At 73.0% G+C, this 15,183-nt stretch carries 14 protein-coding genes; 5 read left to right on the top strand and 9 right to left on the bottom strand.

All coding sequences use genetic code 11. From position 1 onward, the window contains the following. Nucleotides 1-50: 50 nt before the first annotated feature. Genes OTB19_RS23205 through OTB19_RS23185 form a run of 5 tightly spaced genes read right to left on the bottom strand, consistent with a single transcriptional unit; the run spans nucleotide 51 to nucleotide 5,268 of the window. Nucleotides 51-923, bottom strand: a complete 873-nt coding sequence (locus OTB19_RS23205; RefSeq protein WP_267800309.1) for a glycosyltransferase family 2 protein — start codon at nucleotides 921-923, stop codon at nucleotides 51-53. Nucleotides 924-931: 8 nt separating this feature from the next. Further along, the gene (locus OTB19_RS23200) at nucleotides 932-1,711 is read right to left on the bottom strand and encodes a CDP-alcohol phosphatidyltransferase family protein (RefSeq protein ID WP_267800279.1); all 780 of its coding nucleotides are present in this window, start codon (nucleotides 1,709-1,711) and stop codon (nucleotides 932-934) included. Next, complete coding sequence (locus OTB19_RS23195; RefSeq protein WP_267800278.1) at nucleotides 1,689-2,750, bottom strand: iron-containing alcohol dehydrogenase family protein; 1,062 nt, start codon at nucleotides 2,748-2,750, stop codon at nucleotides 1,689-1,691. The genes OTB19_RS23200 and OTB19_RS23195 overlap by 23 nt, the downstream gene beginning before the upstream one ends. Continuing rightward, on the bottom strand, nucleotides 2,738-3,490 hold the full coding sequence (locus OTB19_RS23190) for a phosphocholine cytidylyltransferase family protein (RefSeq protein WP_267800277.1): 753 nt from the start codon (nucleotides 3,488-3,490) through the stop codon (nucleotides 2,738-2,740). The genes OTB19_RS23195 and OTB19_RS23190 overlap by 13 nt, the downstream gene beginning before the upstream one ends. Next, nucleotides 3,487-5,268: a DUF5941 domain-containing protein gene (locus OTB19_RS23185; protein ID WP_267800308.1), complete on the bottom strand. Its 1,782-nt coding sequence runs from the start codon at nucleotides 5,266-5,268 to the stop codon at nucleotides 3,487-3,489. The genes OTB19_RS23190 and OTB19_RS23185 overlap by 4 nt, the downstream gene beginning before the upstream one ends. A gap of 424 nt (nucleotides 5,269-5,692) precedes the next feature. Here OTB19_RS23185 and OTB19_RS23180 point away from each other — a divergent pair, with 424 nt between their 5' ends. Continuing rightward, complete coding sequence (locus tag OTB19_RS23180; protein WP_420716894.1) at nucleotides 5,693-6,988, top strand: GNAT family N-acetyltransferase; 1,296 nt, start codon at nucleotides 5,693-5,695, stop codon at nucleotides 6,986-6,988. A gap of 159 nt (nucleotides 6,989-7,147) precedes the next feature. Beyond that, on the top strand, nucleotides 7,148-7,747 hold the full coding sequence (gene idi, locus OTB19_RS23175; protein WP_267800276.1) for an isopentenyl-diphosphate Delta-isomerase: 600 nt from the start codon (nucleotides 7,148-7,150) through the stop codon (nucleotides 7,745-7,747). A gap of 44 nt (nucleotides 7,748-7,791) precedes the next feature. Here the strand turns inward: idi and OTB19_RS23170 are convergent, their stop codons facing one another. Continuing rightward, nucleotides 7,792-8,304, bottom strand: coding sequence for an ATP-binding protein (locus OTB19_RS23170; RefSeq protein ID WP_420716893.1), 513 nt, complete (start codon nucleotides 8,302-8,304; stop codon nucleotides 7,792-7,794). A gap of 298 nt (nucleotides 8,305-8,602) precedes the next feature. On the opposite strand from OTB19_RS23170, the gene OTB19_RS23165 reads away from it, so the two are divergent. Continuing rightward, nucleotides 8,603-9,352 (top strand): enoyl-CoA hydratase/isomerase family protein, encoded by a 750-nt coding sequence (locus OTB19_RS23165; RefSeq protein ID WP_267800274.1) that lies wholly within the window; start codon nucleotides 8,603-8,605, stop codon nucleotides 9,350-9,352. Here the strand turns inward: OTB19_RS23165 and OTB19_RS23160 are convergent. Both OTB19_RS23160 and OTB19_RS23155 read right to left on the bottom strand, forming a co-directional pair. After that, nucleotides 9,327-9,965 (bottom strand): DJ-1/PfpI family protein, encoded by a 639-nt coding sequence (locus OTB19_RS23160; RefSeq protein ID WP_267800273.1) that lies wholly within the window; start codon nucleotides 9,963-9,965, stop codon nucleotides 9,327-9,329. The genes OTB19_RS23165 and OTB19_RS23160 overlap by 26 nt on opposite strands. Before the next feature lie 116 nt (nucleotides 9,966-10,081). After that, nucleotides 10,082-11,047, bottom strand: coding sequence for a GlxA family transcriptional regulator (locus tag OTB19_RS23155; RefSeq protein ID WP_267800272.1), 966 nt, complete (start codon nucleotides 11,045-11,047; stop codon nucleotides 10,082-10,084). 279 nt (nucleotides 11,048-11,326) lie between these two features. Between OTB19_RS23155 and OTB19_RS23150 the strand changes: the two genes are divergently transcribed. Together OTB19_RS23150 and OTB19_RS23145 are read left to right on the top strand one after the other, a co-directional pair. Next, the gene (locus tag OTB19_RS23150) at nucleotides 11,327-12,589 is read left to right on the top strand and encodes an ArsB/NhaD family transporter (protein ID WP_267800306.1); all 1,263 of its coding nucleotides are present in this window, start codon (nucleotides 11,327-11,329) and stop codon (nucleotides 12,587-12,589) included. A 59-nt stretch (nucleotides 12,590-12,648) separates the two neighbouring features. Next, entirely contained in the window at nucleotides 12,649-14,286 is a 1,638-nt protein-coding gene (locus OTB19_RS23145) for an ABC-F family ATP-binding cassette domain-containing protein (RefSeq protein ID WP_267800271.1), read from the top strand. 69 nt (nucleotides 14,287-14,355) lie between these two features. Here the strand turns inward: OTB19_RS23145 and OTB19_RS23140 are convergent, their stop codons facing one another. After that, complete coding sequence (locus OTB19_RS23140) at nucleotides 14,356-15,138, bottom strand: SDR family NAD(P)-dependent oxidoreductase (RefSeq protein WP_267800270.1); 783 nt, start codon at nucleotides 15,136-15,138, stop codon at nucleotides 14,356-14,358. Nucleotides 15,139-15,183: the final 45 nt, after the last annotated feature.

Raw genomic sequence — 15,183 nt, 5'->3', positions numbered from 1 at the left:
CCCGGAGTACGGGGCCTTGATCGGGCCCCATGCTTCCAGACGCGAGCTTGTCAGATGACAGGTGGTCGGCCGAGCCGGGTCAGCCGCCAGACCGTACGCCACTTCATGGGGCGTCTGGGACCACACGGGGTGGTCCAGCCCTCCTTGAACCCGCCGAACCAGGCCTTGAGGGCCGGTCCCGACGGCTTGCGCAGGAACGTCAGGGCCACCCAGACGCCCAGGTAGAGCGGTACCAGGAGGGCGGGCAGGTTCCGGCGGGCCAGCCACACCCGGTTACGAGCCACCATACGGTGGTAGACCGCGTGCCGGGACGGGGCCGTCGTCGGGTGCAGCAGCACCATGTCCGCGCGGTAGTCGATCCGCCACCCGGCGTCGAGTGCGCGCCAGGCCAGGTCCGTCTCCTCGTGGGCGTAGAAGAACTCCCCCGGCAGCGCTCCGACCTGCTCGAACACCCTCGTGCGGACGGCGTTGGCGCCGCCCAGGAAGGTGGTCACGCGGGAGGACCGCATGGGGTCGGACGCGCGCAGCCGCGGCACGTGGCGCCGCTGGGTCTCGCCGGTGTCCGGATCGGCGATCCGGAAGCTGACGATCCCGAGCGAGGGGTCCTCGGCGAAGGCCTGCCGACACAGTTCGGCGGTGTCGGTGCGCTCCAGCAGCCCGTCGTCGTCCAGGAAGAGCAGGGCGTCCACGTCGGTGCCGCCGGGGCCGAAGGCCTCGATGCCGACGTTGCGGCCGCCGGGGATCCCCAGGTTCTCGGGGAGGTCGACCGTACGGACCCCCTCGGGCAGGCCGGTGACCTTGACGCCCTGGCCGACGACGACGACCTCGACGGGGGCGCCGTCCTGGCGCGCCACCGAGTCGAGGAGCGCCTTGAGCTCGTCGGGACGGTTGCCCATGGTGATGATCACGGCGCCCAGCCGCATCGGCGTCGTCACTTGAGCCTGCTGGAGGCCAGGACCGACACCAGGTGCAGCAGGGTCTGCAGCAGCGCGATGCCGGCCAGCACGGCGACGCCGAGCCGGGTGTAGAACAGGTCGCCGCGCACCTGGTCGACGACGGCCAGCAGCAGGATGAGCAGCGAGGCCTCGATGCCCAGGATCAGCCGGTGGAACTTGAGCGCGGCGGCGGCCCGGCGCGCGAGCGCCATGCCGGACGAGCGCGGTTCCGACGCCTCTTCCTTGACGGGCGCCTTGCCGACCTGGTGGCGGGCGACGCCGACCAGGTCGGTCTCGGCCTTGATCAGGATCGCGCCGAGCGCCGCCAGCGTGCCCAGGAAGGCCCACAGCCAGTCGATCCGCCCGCTGCCCCACAGGTCCGAGGCGCGCAGGCCGAAGCCGACCAGCACCGCGGCGTCGCACAGGTAGGCGCCGACCCGGTCCAGGTAGACCCCGGAGAGCGAGAACTGCTTCTTCCAGCGGGCGACCTCGCCGTCGACGCAGTCGAGCAGCAGGTAGAGCTGGACCATGATCACGCCGAGGACGGCGCCCCAGATGCCCGGGATCAGCAGGGCCGGGGCCGCGAGGACTCCGGCCACGGTCATCACGTAGGTCAGCTGGTTGGGCGTGACCTTGGTGGAGACCAGGACGCGGGTGATGCGCAAGGAGATCTCGCGCATGTAGAGGCGTCCGCCCCAGTGTTCGCCGCTGCGTCGGTCCTTGACGCCCGGCGGGTGAACGACGGGCCGGAGTTCAGCTACGGATGGTCTGGACATAGTCGGCGTAAGCGTCCCTGATCTCGGCTGCGGACAGGTTGAGGTGCTCCAGGATGGTGAAGCGTCCCGGTCGGGTCTGGGGGGCGTACTCGACGGCCGCGACGAACTCGTCCACGCTGAACCCGATCTCCTCGGGCAGCACGGGCAGCTCGTGGCGGCGCAGCACCTCGACGAAGAGCGCGGAGTGCTCCTTGGCTCCCCGCAGGTGCATGGCGAAGGCCGCCCCGATGCCGACCTGCTCGCCGTGGAGCGCGGAACGTCCCGGGTAGAGCAGGTCGAAGGCGTGGCTGATCTCGTGGCAGGCACCGGACGACGGGCGGGTGTCCCCGCTGATCGACATGGCGATGCCGGAGAGCACGAGGGCCTCCGAGAGCACGGTCAGGAACTCGTCGTCGCCCACCGCGCCGGGGTGGCGCAGCACGGACTCGCCGGCGGTGCGGGCCATGGCGGCGGCCAGGCCGTCGACGGGCTCGCCGTTGAGGCGGTGGGAGAGCTCCCAGTCGGCGACGGCCGAGATGTTGGAGATCGCGTCGCCGATGCCCGCGCGGACGAAGCGGGCCGGGGCGTCCTTGATCACATCGAGGTCGATGACCATCGCGATCGGCATGGGGACGCCGTAGGAACCGCGGCCGTTGTCGTTGTCCAGGATGGACACCGGCGAGCAGATGCCGTCGTGGGAGAGGTTGGTGGCGACGGCCACCATGGGCAGCCCGACCCGCGCCGCGGCGTACTTCGCCACGTCGATGATCTTGCCGCCGCCCAGTCCGACGACCGCGTCGTAGCGGCGGCCCTTTATGTCGTCGGCGAGCTTGACCGCCGAGTCGATGGTGCCGTCGACGACCGGGTACCAGTCGGCGTGCGGCAGGACGGGCTCCAGCTTGGCGCGCAGCACCTGGCCGGATCCCCCGCTGATCGCGATCGCGAGCTTGCCGGACGCGGAGACGCGCTGGTCGGCCAGCAGGCCGGCCAGGTCGTCCATCGCGCCGCAGCTGATGTCGACGACGACGGGCGAAGGGATCAGCCGCGTCAGTACTGGCATGCGATGGTCCGGCCCTTGGCGAGGTCGTCGTGGTTGTCGATCTCGACCCACTTGACGTCGCCGATGGGGGCCACGTCGATGGTGAAACCGTCGTTGACGAGCTGCTGGTAGCCGTCCTCGTAGTAGAGGTCGGGGTCGCGCTCGAAGGTGGTCTGGAGCGCCTGCGCCAGCTCCTCGGCGGCTTCCGGCTCGATCAGGGTGACGCCGATGTACTCGCCGGTCGCCTCCGACGGCTCCATGAGCTTGGTGATCCTGCGCACGCCCTGGCCGTCGGCGGTGATGACCTTCATCTCCTCGTCGGCCAGCTGCTTGACCGTGTCGAGGGCGAGGATGATCTTCTGGCCCTGGCCGCGGGCGGCCAGCAGGGTCTTCTCGACGGAGACCGGGTGGACGGTGTCGCCGTTGGCGAGGATCACGCCGCGCTTGAGGACCTCACGCGCGCACCACAGGGAGTAGGCGTTGTTCCACTCCTCGGCCTTGTCGTTGTCGATCAGCGTGATCTTGACGCCGTACTTGGCCTCCAGGGCCTCGCGGCGCTCGTACACGGCCTCCTTGCGGTAGCCGACGACGATCGCGACCTCGGTCAGTCCGACCTCGGCGAAGTTGCCGAGGGTCAGGTCGAGGACGGTCAGGCTCTCCTCGTCCCCCTCGGGACCGACGGGCACGAGGGCCTTGGGCAGGGTGTCGGTGTAGGGACGCAGACGGCGTCCGGCACCGGCAGCGAGTACAAGGCCGATCATGCTGGTTCTCCTTCGTCATGTACGGCGGGTGCTCCGGAGGAGACCCAGAACCGGATGCTCTCCGAGAGCACCACGAGTGCCACGAACACGGCCATGGCCGTGAGCGCGACGGGGAAGTCCGCGGGGCGCTCGGCCAGGACGGCGGCCAGTGCCGCGGTGAGCAGCACCCGGCCCTCGTGCCCGCCGATCGTCCGCACCAGCCAGTGCGGGGGCGCCCCGGTGCCACCGCGGATGCGGTAGACCGTGTCGTAGTGATGGTAGGCGACCGCCGCGACCAGTCCGAATGCCGCCGGGAGGGCTCCCGGGACATCCGCCTTGGCCGCGAGGATCAAGACGGTGGTGTACTCGGCGGCCCGGAAGACGGGCGGGACGAGCCAGTCGAGGGCGCCCTTGAGGGGGCGGGCGACGGCGGCACCGGCGAGGACCGCGTAGAAGAGGGCGGCGATCACGACCTGACGGGCACCGAACTCGTACGCCCAGGCCGCCCACAGCAGCGCGACCGAGCCGACGAGGGCGGCGGCGATGCCGGCGCCGGGCGCCATCCGGCCGACGATGCGGCCGGTGAGGGTCGCGATCGGGCCCGAGTCGGCGAGGTCGGCCAGCGCCTGCGCGGCGCGGTCGGTGCGCTTCGCCTTGCGGGTCAGCGAGCGCAGCACGCGGCCCGCGGTGGTGTACAGCGCGCCGAAGGCACAGCCGATGAGCAGGGCGTAGAAGACGATCCGGGGGGTGGTGACGGCGGTCAGCACGGCGATCATCGCCCAGCGCTCGCCGATCGGCAGGATGATCATCCGGCGGACCCAGACCGTCCAGCCGACGCTGTCGAGCCGGTCGGAGAGGGCGGCGGTGGGGCTCGTGTTCGCCGTGGCGTCGTGGTTCGCCTCGTTGAAGGAGAAGTCGACGATGTGCCGGCAGGTCATCAGGATCATCGAGCCGAGGGCCAGGGCCCAGACGTCGTCGCCGTTCCTGGCCGCGCCGAGCGCGAGGCCCGCGTAGAAGGAGTACTCCTTCGCGCGGTCGAAGGTCGCGTCGAGCCAGGCGCCCAGCGTCGAGTACTGGAGGGAGTAGCGGGCGAGCTGCCCGTCCGCGCAGTCCAGTACGAAGGAGAGGAGGAGCAGCACACCGGCCGCGACGTAGCCCCAGCGGTCGCCGGTGGCCGCGCAGCCGGCCGCGACGAGCGCGGTGAGCAGCGAGGCGGTGGTGACCTGGTTGGGGGTCAGGCCGCGGCGCGCGCACCAGCGGGCGACGTGGCGCGAGTACGGGCTGATGAAGAAGGTGGTGAAGAACCCGTCGCGGGACTTCACGGCGGTCCGCAGGCGCACGGCCTCGTCGTCCACGGCGGCGACGGCGGCGACGGCGCTCGCGCGCTCCGGCCCGGTGGCGGGGACGGCGGCGACCAGGGTGCCGAGTTCGGGCCGCTGTACGGGGATCCCGGCGGCCTCGACCGCGGCGGCGAGCCGGTCGGGGTAGGGGCCGGCGCCGTCCTCGGGGAGGGCCGCGGCCAGGTCCAGGGCGGCGCGGGCACCGGACTGGACGGCGAAGGCGCCGGTCACGGCGCAGGCGTCGAAGCGCGGGTCCGTGAGCGCGAGCCGCAGGGCGTGCACGTGCCCGACGAACGCGCTGTCGACGACGGCCACCCGCTGCTCGGCCGGTACGTCGGCCAGCGCGGTGGCGGTGTCCTCGGGCCTGGTGACGGAGCGGACGTCGAAGCCCAACGTGCGCAGCTCGTCGGCGAGCGGCGATCCGGGGACCGGCAGGCCGGTGAGGATGACGGTCGGCAGTCGAACCCACTCCTTGCAGCGAACACGGGACGGCCGCCACGTGGGGCGGCGGCACGTCGGCAGAGGCTATCGGATGAATGGAAGCGGGGGTTCACCACCCGTTTGCGCTCCGACAAGCCGAATGTTCCCGGGCTTGGAGGCCCTGTGACGATCATCATCGACGAGAAGGCTCGGGGATCACAAACCGCGTGACTGTTAGGGTTCTCGCAGACGTGTACAGCTCTCGCGCACACGTCCCGACCGGAACCGGACGAGAAAGAGGTGGGTTGATGACCGTCGCAGAGGTCGCCGCCACGGGCAGCGACGCGCTCCGACACATCCCCGTCTTCCTCCGGGCGTCCGGCCAGGCCTGATCACCCCGATCGGCCCCGTCGGCCGGAGCCCCCGCTTCCGAGGGTTCACGTTGACCGACCGCACCGGTTCCATTCCTTCCGGCTCCTCCTCTTCCCCACCCGACTTCGGCGACCCCGATTTCCGTGAGGCCTTCCTCACGCTCCACCGCCGGCTGCCCCGGCAGGCCCCCGGCTCCGACGCGACCACCCGGCACCTGCTGTCCCTGTGCGGGCCGCTGCCCGAGCGCCCCCGGGTCCTGGACCTGGGCTGCGGTCCCGGCCGCAGCGCCCTGCTGCTCGCCGCGGAGGCGGGCGCCGAGGTGACCGCGGTCGATCTGTACGAGGGCTTCCTCGACGAGCTCCGCGAGGCGGTCGAGGCCCGCGGGCTCGGCGACCGCGTCCACGCCGTCAACGCGGACATGGGGGCGCTGACCTGCGAGGACGGCTCCTTCGACCTCATCTGGGCCGAGGGTTCGGCCTACGTCGTCGGCTTCGACCGCGCGCTCGCGTCGTGGAAGCGCCTGCTCGCACCCGGCGGCGCCCTCGTCATGACGGAGTGCGAGTGGACCGTCGAGGAACCCTCGGCGGGAGCACGCGCCTTCTGGGACCCCCAGTACCCGCTGCGCTCCACCGCCCGCAACCTCGCGGCCGTCCAGGTCGCCGGGTACCGGGTGTCGGGCGTCCATCACCAGCCCGACTCCGACTGGGCCGAGTACTACGGCCCGCTCGGCGAGCGGGTGCGCGCCTGCGACGACCCGACCGCCGCCGCCCCGGCCCGCGCCGCGATCGCCGCCGTGCGCGAGGAGCTCGACGTACGGGAACGGCACGGGCACGAGTACGGGTACACGGGCTTCGTGCTGCGCCCGGTGACCGCCGGGGACGGCGGCGCCTGGCGGGCCCGCCCGGAGACCCCGGCGGACGTCCCGGGGGTGCGCGAAGTCAACCTGGCGGCGTTCGAGACCCCCCTGGAGGCGGATCTGGTGGACGCCCTGCGCGCGGACGCCTCCTGGCTGCCGGGGCTGTCGTACGTGGCCGAGCGCCCGGACGGGTCGCCGGCCGCGCACGCCCTGCTGACCCGTTGCGAGGTGTCCGGTACGCCGGCGCTCGCGCTCGCCCCGGTGGCGGCCGACCCCGCGGTCCAACGCTCGGGCGCGGGCAGCGCGGTCGTACGGGCGCTCCTCGCGGACGCCCGGCGTCGCGGGGAGGCGCTGGTGCTCGTCCTCGGGCATCCGGCGTACTACGCGCGCTTCGGTTTCGTGCCGGCGTCCCGGTTCGGGATCCGGGCGCCGTTCGAGGTCCCCGACGAGGCGATGATGGCGCTCGTGCTGGACGACACCGTGCCGGTCCCGGCGGGCACGATCACGTATCCGGCGCCGTTCGGCATCTGACGCGGCGGCCCGGCCCGGCCGGAGCCCGAGCGGTCCGCCCTCCGTCGTGTGGAGGTCCTATCACGCCACGGGGGGTGGACATGCGCTGATGTCCGAAGTGGGGACAAGCCGCTTTTGTACGGCAGACTTGAAGGCCGAAGCCCGAAGCGAAGGATGGGTATGCCGACCACACCAGCCACCGCCGCGAACAGCGCGTCCGCCGGCACCGGGACTCAAGAAGCGATCATGCTCGAACTGGTCGACGAGTCCGGCAACACCATCGGCACGGCGGAGAAGCTCTCCGCCCACCAGGCCCCCGGTCTGTTGCACCGCGCGTTCTCGGTGTTCCTCTTCGACGCGCAGGGTCGGCTGCTGTTGCAGCAGCGGGCCCTGGGGAAGTACCACTCCCCCGGCGTCTGGTCGAACACCTGCTGCGGTCACCCCTACCCCGGGGAGTCGCCGTTCGCGGCCGCCGCCCGACGCACCCACGAGGAGTTGGGGCTGTCCCCCTCGCTGCTCGCCGAGGCGGGAACGGTGCGCTACAACCATCCCGACCCCGCGTCGGGTCTGGTGGAGCAGGAGTACAACCACCTGTTCGTGGGACTCGCCCAGGCGGCGCTGCGGCCCGATCCGGAAGAGGTCGGGGAGACGGCGTTCGTCACCGCCGACGAGTTGGTGAAGCGGCATGCCGAGGCGCCGTTCTCGGCGTGGTTCACGACGGTGCTCGATGCGGCCCGGCCCGCGATCCGCGAGCTGACCGGGGACGCCGCGGGCTGGTAGTCCGTGCGCCGGCGCACGGACGCGGCGCCCGCCGCGCACGTGGGTCACACGAGCGGGGCGGGGGTCGGCGGGCCGACGGGCACGGTCAGCGGCAGCGCCGCCCAGATCACCTTGCCGCCGGTCGAGGTGTGCTCCACGTCGCAGACCCCGCCGGCCTCCAGGGTGATCTCCCGGACCAGCAGCAGGCCCCGTCCGCCGGTCTGGCCGAAATCGGCCTCCAGGGCCTTGGGGCGGTACGGGTGGTTGTCCTCGACGGCCACCCGTACCCATTCACGGCCCACCGCGACCTCGACCGCGACCTCGGGCGAGAGCAGGGCCGCGTGCCGGACGGAGTTCGTCACCAGTTCGGAGACGATCAGCAGCAGGGAGTACACCAGGTCCTGGTGGGCCGGCACCCCCTGCCGGCCGAGCAGGTCCCGGACCGCCCGGCGGGCCTGAGGAACGGATTCTTCTACCGCGGGTGCGGTGAATCGCCACACTCCCTCGTACGCGAGGGGGTCGGCCGGAGCCTCCGGCTCACCCCCCTCTGCCGGCGGGGTGTTCCCGCTGTCGTCCATCTTCCGACCCCCGTCTTCGCGCTCGATCGTCTCCACGCGTCAAGAGTGGGCACCGGCCTGGTCCGCACCGCGTCGCTGACCATAAGTCAGCGCCAATCGGACGCTTTCTGACCGATGGCGTATGACGGAGTCAGTTCTGCGACCGTTCCTGATCTCCCGAGGCGCTCTTCTCGGACGTCTCGCGCGTCCCGCCCGCCGCAACCGGCCCCGCCGCCCGCCCGTCCTCCCTGGCCAAGCCGGGGGGGCCGGACCGACTCCCCCGATCATCGGATCGACGGCCCGGGATAGCATCCGGCGCATGGACGCAGCCCTCCTTCACAGCGTGGCCGGCGGGGTCGCCACCGTCGTCGTCTCCCATCCCGCGAAGCGCAACGCCATGACGGCCGACATGTGGCGGGCCCTGCCGGACCTGCTGTCCGGCCTGGCGGCCGACCCGGCCGTACGGGTCCTCGTGCTGACCGGGGCCGGGGCGACCTTCTGCGCGGGCGCCGACATCTCCTCGCTGACGGGGTCCGACGATCCGCAGGCGCTGGCCGTCGCGGCCGAGGAGGCCCTGGCCGCCTTCCCCAAACCCACGCTCGCCGCGATCCGGGGCTTCTGCGTGGGCGGCGGCAGCCAACTGGCGGCCGCCTGCGACCTCCGCTTCGCCGAGGAGGGCTCCTCGTACGGGGTGACCCCGGCGAAGCTCGGCATCGTCTACCCGGCCTCCTCGACACGGAGGTTGGCCGCCCTGGTGGGGCCCGCGACGGCCAAGTACCTGCTCTTCTCGGCGGAGTTGATCGACGCCGATCGGGCGCTGCGCACCGGCTTCCTCGACGAACTCCTGCCGGCCGGCGAACTGGACAAGCGGGTCGCCGAGTTCACCCGGACCCTGACGTCACGCTCCGCGCTCACCCAGGCGGCCGCGAAGGAGTTCGCGAACGGCCGCGAGGACCGGGACGCCCATTGGTCGGCCCAGGCCGCCGGCAGCGGGGACACCGCGCAGGGCGTGGCCGCGTTCCTGGAACGTCGGACCCCCGACTTCACCTGGACGCCTCCGCCGCGTTGAGCCCGCGCAGCATCGCGACGATCTCGGCCGGGGCCTTCTCGGGGGAACCGGCGTCGTAGGGCGGCTGCGGATCGTACTCGGTCATCAACTGCACGGTCTGCGCGAACGCGTCCCCGGCGATCCGGCCGAGCAGCGTGAGCCCCATGTCGATGCCGGAGGACACCCCGGCGGCCGTCACGTACTTCCCGTCGAAGACCACCCGCTCCCCGGTGGGCTCGGCCCCGAACGCCGGCAACCGGTCCAGGTACAGCCAGTGCCCGGCGGCCCGCCGCCCGTCGAGCAGGCCGGCCGCGGCCAACAGGAGCGAGCCCGTGCAGACGGAGGTGGTCCACGTGGTGCCGGCGTCGACCTCGCGCAGCCAGTCGAGCACGGCGGGGTTGCCCATCTGCTTCTCGGGGTGCGGCCCGCCGGGAACGACGACGATGTCCGGTCGGGTCACCTCGCCCAGCGACTTGTCGGAGACGAGGGCGAGGGACCCGTTGTCGGTGCGCACCGGCCCCGGGCGCTCGGAGACGAAGACGGTCTCGGCGCCCTGGAGGCGTCCGAGGGTGTCGAAGGGTCCGATGGCGTCGAGGGCGGTGAACCCGTCGTAGAGCAGTACGGCGATCTGCATGGCTCCTCCTGAGCGGTGATCGTCCGGGCGCGGGGTCCCGCACCCGCCAAACTCGTGGGTCGTGCCGGTGCCGCGTGGTCACGCCCGTGCCGCGTGGTCACGTCCGTGGTGCGTGGTCACGCCGGGGCTCCGCCGAAGCGGCGGCGGTACTCGGCCGGTGACTGGCCCAGGGTCTTCACGAAGGCTCTGCGCAGCGCCTCCGGCGTGCCGTAGCCGCAGGCCCGCGAGATCTGCGCCACGCCCTCCGCGCCCTCCTCCAGCAAACGCCGCGCGTGCTCCACCCGCACCCGCTCGACGTACCGTCCGGGGGTCACCCCCGTCTCGGCCCGGAAGGCCCGCGCGAAGTGCCGCGGCGACAGGGCCGCGCGGGCCGCGAGCGCCTCCACTCCGAGGTCCTCGCCCGGGTGCTCGGTGATCCACTGCTGCACGTCCCGCAACGGCTCCCGTCGAGCCGTCTGCGCCGCGAGTTGGGCGCTGAACTGGGCCTGGTTGCCGGGGCGGCGCAGGAACACCACCAGGTGCCGGGCGATCACGAGCGCCGTGTCCCGCCCGTGGTCCTCCTCGACCAGCGCGAGCGCGAGGTCGATCCCGGCCGTGACCCCGGCCGAGGTGGTGACCCGTCCGTCCCGCACGTAGATCGGGTCCGGCTCGACGGTGACGGCCGGATGGTCCCGGGCCATCTGTTCGCACACCATCCAGTGCGTCGTCGCCCGGCGCCCGTCCAGCAGGCCCGCCTCGGCCAGCAGCAGTCCCCCCGTACACACCGACACCAGGCGCCCCGCGTGACCCCCGTACACGCGCAGCCACTCGGTGATCCGGGGTTCGAAGTCACCCGTGTACCGCCCTCCGGGCACCAGCAGGGTGGTCTCCCCGTCGGGCCGGGCGCTCTCCAGGTCCCCGTCCGGCACGAGCGTGAGGCCACTGCTGGTGCGGACCGGCGCCCCGCCCGGGGAGACGGTGCGGATCGCGTACCCGCGGCGGTCCGGGAAGCGCGCGACGGCGGCGAACACCTCCACGGGACCACTCACGTCCAGGCTCTGCACGCCGTCGTAGAGGACGACCAGCACGTTTCGCGACGACATGGCTCCATGGTGTGACGCGCGCGTGATGGCCGCAATGACGGGCATCCCACCTATCCGGACACCTCCGAGCGGGATGCGATCCTGTCCGGGGCGTCATGGCTGGTTCGCGTCACCCCGCCTGCCCGCGTCACCCCGCCTGCCCGCACCGCCCGGACCGTCCGCACCGCCCGGACCGTCCGCACCGCCCGGACCATCCGCAGCACCTGACGCACCTGCTGCACCCGAAGAATCCGTAGCGCCTGAACCACCCGAACCAGCCGAACCGTCCGGAGCAGTCCCCTGAACACCGTCCTCGCCGAAACCCTCTCGATCGCGCTGCTGCTCGCCGTGCTGGCCTTCGCCGTGGTCCGCCCGCGCGGCCTGCCCGAGGCCACGGCCGCCGTGCCGGCGGCCGGCCTGCTGATCGCCGTCGGGGTGGTGCCGCCCGCCGAGGCGTGGACGCAGGTCCGGGAACTGCTGCCCGTGGTCGGGTTCCTCGCCGTGATCCTGGCCCTCGCCCAGTTGTGCGCCGACGAGGGGCTCTTCCGGGCCGCCGGGGCGGCCGTGGCCCGCCGGTCGGCCGGGCGCGGGCCGGTGACCCTGCTGGGCGGGGTCTTCGTCATCGCCTCGGTGGTCACGGCCTCGCTGAGCCTGGACGCGACGGTGGTGCTGCTGACGCCGGTGGTGCTGGCGACGGCGGCCCGGCTCGGCGCACGGCCGCGGCCCCACGTCTTCGCCACCGCGCACCTCGCGAACACGGCGTCCCTGCTGCTGCCCGTGTCGAACCTGACCAATCTGCTCGCCTTCGCGGCGAGCGGGCTCAGCTTCACCCGGTTCGCCGCGCTGATGACCCTGCCGTGGCTGGTGGCCATCGGGGTGGAGTACGCGGTGTTCCGGCGCTACTTCCGCGCCGACCTGAGCGCCCCGCCGGAGCACGTGCCGGAGGCGGCCGAGGAGGCGCCGATGCCCCGCTTCGCGCTGGTGGTGCTCGCGCTGACCCTGGCCGGCTTCGCCGTGGCCTCCTTCGCGGGGGCGAGCCCGGTCTGGGCGGCGCTGGCCGGCACGGTGGTCCTGGCCGTACGGGCGCTGTGGCGCCGGGAGACCACCCCGCGGCGGGTCGTGGTCTCCGCGGCGCCCGCGTTCTGTCTGTTCGTCCTCGCGCTGGGCGTGGTGGTCGTGGGGGTGGTGGACCACGGGCTCGGCGACGGACTGGCCGCGGTGCTGCCGGCCGGCGACTCCCTGCCGGCGCTACTCGCGGTCGCGGCCGTGGCCGCGGTGCTGGCGAACCTGATCAACAACCTGCCCGCGGTGCTGGCCCTGCTCCCGCTGGCCGCGCCGGGCGGGGCGGGCCCGGTGCTGGCGGTCCTGATCGGCGTCAACATCGGCCCGAACCTGACCTACGCGGGCTCGCTGGCCACCCTGCTGTGGCGGCGCCTGCTGCACGTGCACGGGGACCGGGTGGCCCTGGGCGACTTCACCCGCCTGGGCCTCCTGACCACCCCGACGGCGATCGTGGCGGCGGTCACCGCGCTGTGGGCGGGCCTGCGAGTCCTCGGCACCTGACCGGGGGCGGGCCACCGAGCGGCCGGCCGGGGCGCGGGCGCCGATAGGATCGGCAGATCATGACTGCAACCCTCGTCGCCAAGAAGCTCACCGCCGCGCACGGTGAGCGCACGCTGTTCGCCGATCTCGACCTCGTCGTCGCCCCCGGGGACGTCATCGGCCTCGTCGGCGTCAACGGCGCCGGAAAGTCCACCCTGCTGCGCCTGCTCGCCGGGCTGGACAGCCCCGAGACGGGCGAGCTGCGGCTGTCGCCGCCGACCGCCGCCGTCGGGCACCTCCCGCAGGAGCCCGAGCGTCGCGACGGTGAGTCGATCCGGGAGTTCCTCGCCCGCCGCACCGGTGTCGCCGACGCGCAGGCCGAGCTGGACGCGGCCACGCAGGGGCTCGTGGACGGCACGCCCGGCGCGGACGACGCGTACGCGGAGGCCCTCGACCGGTGGCTGAACCTCGGCGGCGCCGACCTCGACGAGCGGGCCCAGGAGGTGGCCGACGACCTCGGTCTCTCCATCGGCCTGGACCTTCCGATGACGGCGCTGTCCGGCGGGCAGGCGGCCCGCGCCGGCCTGGCGTCCCTGCTCCTGTCCCGCTACGACGTGTTCCTGCTGGACGAGCCCACCAACGACCTGGACCTGGACGGTCTGGAGCGGCTGGAGCGGTTCGTGAAGGGCCTGCGCGCGGGCACCGTGGTCATCAGCCACGACCGCGAGTTCCTCACCCGCACCGTCACCAAGGTGCTGGAGCTCGACCTGGCGCAGCAGCAGGTCAACCTGTACGGCGGCGGTTACGACGCGTACCTGGAGGAGCGCGAGCGGGCCCGCAGCCACGCCCGCGAGGACTTCGACGAGTACGCCGACAAGCGCTCCGCGCTGGAGGGCCGGGCCGCGATGCAGCGCGGCTGGATGGACAAGGGCGTCAAGAACGCCCGTCGCAAGGCCACGGACAACGACAAGATCGGGAAGAAGTTCCGCAGCGAGGCCAGCGAGAAGCAGGCCTCCAAGGCCCGCCAGACGCAGCGCGCGATCGAGCGGCTGGAGGTGGTGGACGAGCCCCGCAAGGAGTGGGAACTGCGGATGGAGATCGCCGCGGCGCCGCGCTCCGGCTCGGTGGTCGCCACCCTGCGCGAGGCGAGCGTCCGGCGGGGGGACTTCACCTTCGGTCCGGCGCACCTGCAGATCGACTGGGCGGACCGGGTCGCGATCACGGGGGCCAACGGCGCCGGGAAGTCCACCTTGCTCGCCCTGCTGCTGGGCCGGCTCACCCCCGACTCCGGCTCGGCCACGCTCGGTTCGGGTGTCCTGGTCGGCGAGGTCGATCAGGCTCGCGGACTGTTCCTCGGCGACGAGCCGCTGCTGGAGGCCTTCTGCGCGGCGGTTCCGGAGACCGAGCCCGCCGAAGTCCGCACGCTGCTCGCCAAGTTCGGCCTGAAGGCGGTGCACGTGCTGCGCCCGGCCGCCACCCTCTCGCCCGGCGAGCGGACCCGGGCGGCCCTGGCGCTGCTCCAGGGTCGCGGGGTGAATCTGCTGGTGCTCGACGAGCCCACCAACCACCTCGACCTCGCCGCCATCGAGCAGTTGGAGGCCGCGCTGGAGTCGTACGAGGGGACCCTGCTGCTGGTCACCCACGACCGCCGGATGCTGGAGGCGGTCCAGGTGACCCGCCGCCTGGAGGTCGCGGACGGCAGGGTCACCGAGCTGTAGCCCGCAGGGCCGTCCCGCCGCCGACGGGGCCGGGCGCGCGGACGCGGCCCGGCTACCCGGCCGCGGGCCTCACCGCGCGGCGCCCTGCCCGGGTGCGCGCCGTTCGCGGGCCATCTTCCGCGCGACGAAACCGCGCGGGAGGTGGCGTACGGCGAGCGCGTACGCCTGGTAGCGCCGGCCCGTGATGCTGACCGGCCGGCGGCGGGCCAGGTCCCGCAGGGCCTTGGCGACCACCGCGTCCGGCTCCAGCCACACGGCTTCGCTCAGGGCGCTGACGTCCATTCCGGCGCGTTCCTGGAACTCGGTGCGGGTGAAGCCCGGGACCACCGCCAGCACCCGGACCCCGTACGGCTCCATGTCGACGCGCAGGGACTCGCTGAACGCGGTGACCCAGGCCTTGGCCGCCCCGTACGTCCCCGTCGGCAGCAGTCCGGCGACGGAGGAGACGTTGAGGACCGCGCCCCGGCGGCGCTCGCGCAGCCCGGGCAGGAGGGCATGGGTGAGGCGCAGCGGGACCTTGACGAGGAGGTCCAGCATCCGTTCCTCGTCCGCGATCGGGCTGTACGGGAAGGGTGCGGGCAGCCCGAAGCCGGCGTTGTTGACCAGGATGTCCACGGGGTGGTCCCGGTCCGCGAGGCGGTCCTCGACCGTCGCGCGTTCCTCCGCGTCGAGCAGGTCGGCGGGCAGCACCTCGCAGGTCACGCCGAACTCCCGGCCGAGTTCCGCGGCGACGGCGTCGAGCCTGTCCTTGTCGCGGGCCACGAGCACCAGGTCGCAGCCCTTGGCGGCGAAACCGCGCGCGAAGGCCGCGCCGAGGCCGGCGTTGGCCCCGGTGATCAGAACGGTGGTCAAGAGAGCGTCACTTCCGTGTCGTCGAACGTGCGGGTGGGGCGGGTG

It is taken from the genome of Streptomyces sp. H27-H5, from assembly GCF_026627505.1.
Taxonomy (GTDB): Bacteria; Actinomycetota; Actinomycetes; order Streptomycetales; family Streptomycetaceae; genus Streptomyces.
Note: the sequence above shows the minus strand (reverse complement) of the source record. Positions and strands in the feature narration are given on the sequence as shown.

Excerpts from the sequence above, each read along its gene's own strand:
- OTB19_RS23195 (WP_267800278.1), bottom strand. The coding sequence starts at position 2,750 with ATGCCAGTACTGACGCGGCTGATCCCTTCGCCCGTCGTCGTCGACATC.
- OTB19_RS23205 (WP_267800309.1), bottom strand. The coding sequence starts at position 923 with ATGCGGCTGGGCGCCGTGATCATCACCATGGGCAACCGTCCCGACGAG.
- OTB19_RS23190 (WP_267800277.1), bottom strand. The coding sequence starts at position 3,490 with ATGATCGGCCTTGTACTCGCTGCCGGTGCCGGACGCCGTCTGCGTCCC.
- OTB19_RS23200 (WP_267800279.1), bottom strand. The coding sequence starts at position 1,711 with ATGTCCAGACCATCCGTAGCTGAACTCCGGCCCGTCGTTCACCCGCCG.
- OTB19_RS23170 (WP_420716893.1), bottom strand. The coding sequence starts at position 8,304 with ATGGACGACAGCGGGAACACCCCGCCGGCAGAGGGGGGTGAGCCGGAG.
- OTB19_RS23160 (WP_267800273.1), bottom strand. The coding sequence starts at position 9,965 with ATGCAGATCGCCGTACTGCTCTACGACGGGTTCACCGCCCTCGACGCC.
- idi (WP_267800276.1), top strand. The coding sequence starts at position 7,148 with ATGCCGACCACACCAGCCACCGCCGCGAACAGCGCGTCCGCCGGCACC.
- OTB19_RS23165 (WP_267800274.1), top strand. The coding sequence starts at position 8,603 with ATGGACGCAGCCCTCCTTCACAGCGTGGCCGGCGGGGTCGCCACCGTC.
- OTB19_RS23145 (WP_267800271.1), top strand. The coding sequence starts at position 12,649 with ATGACTGCAACCCTCGTCGCCAAGAAGCTCACCGCCGCGCACGGTGAG.
- OTB19_RS23155 (WP_267800272.1), bottom strand. The coding sequence starts at position 11,047 with ATGTCGTCGCGAAACGTGCTGGTCGTCCTCTACGACGGCGTGCAGAGC.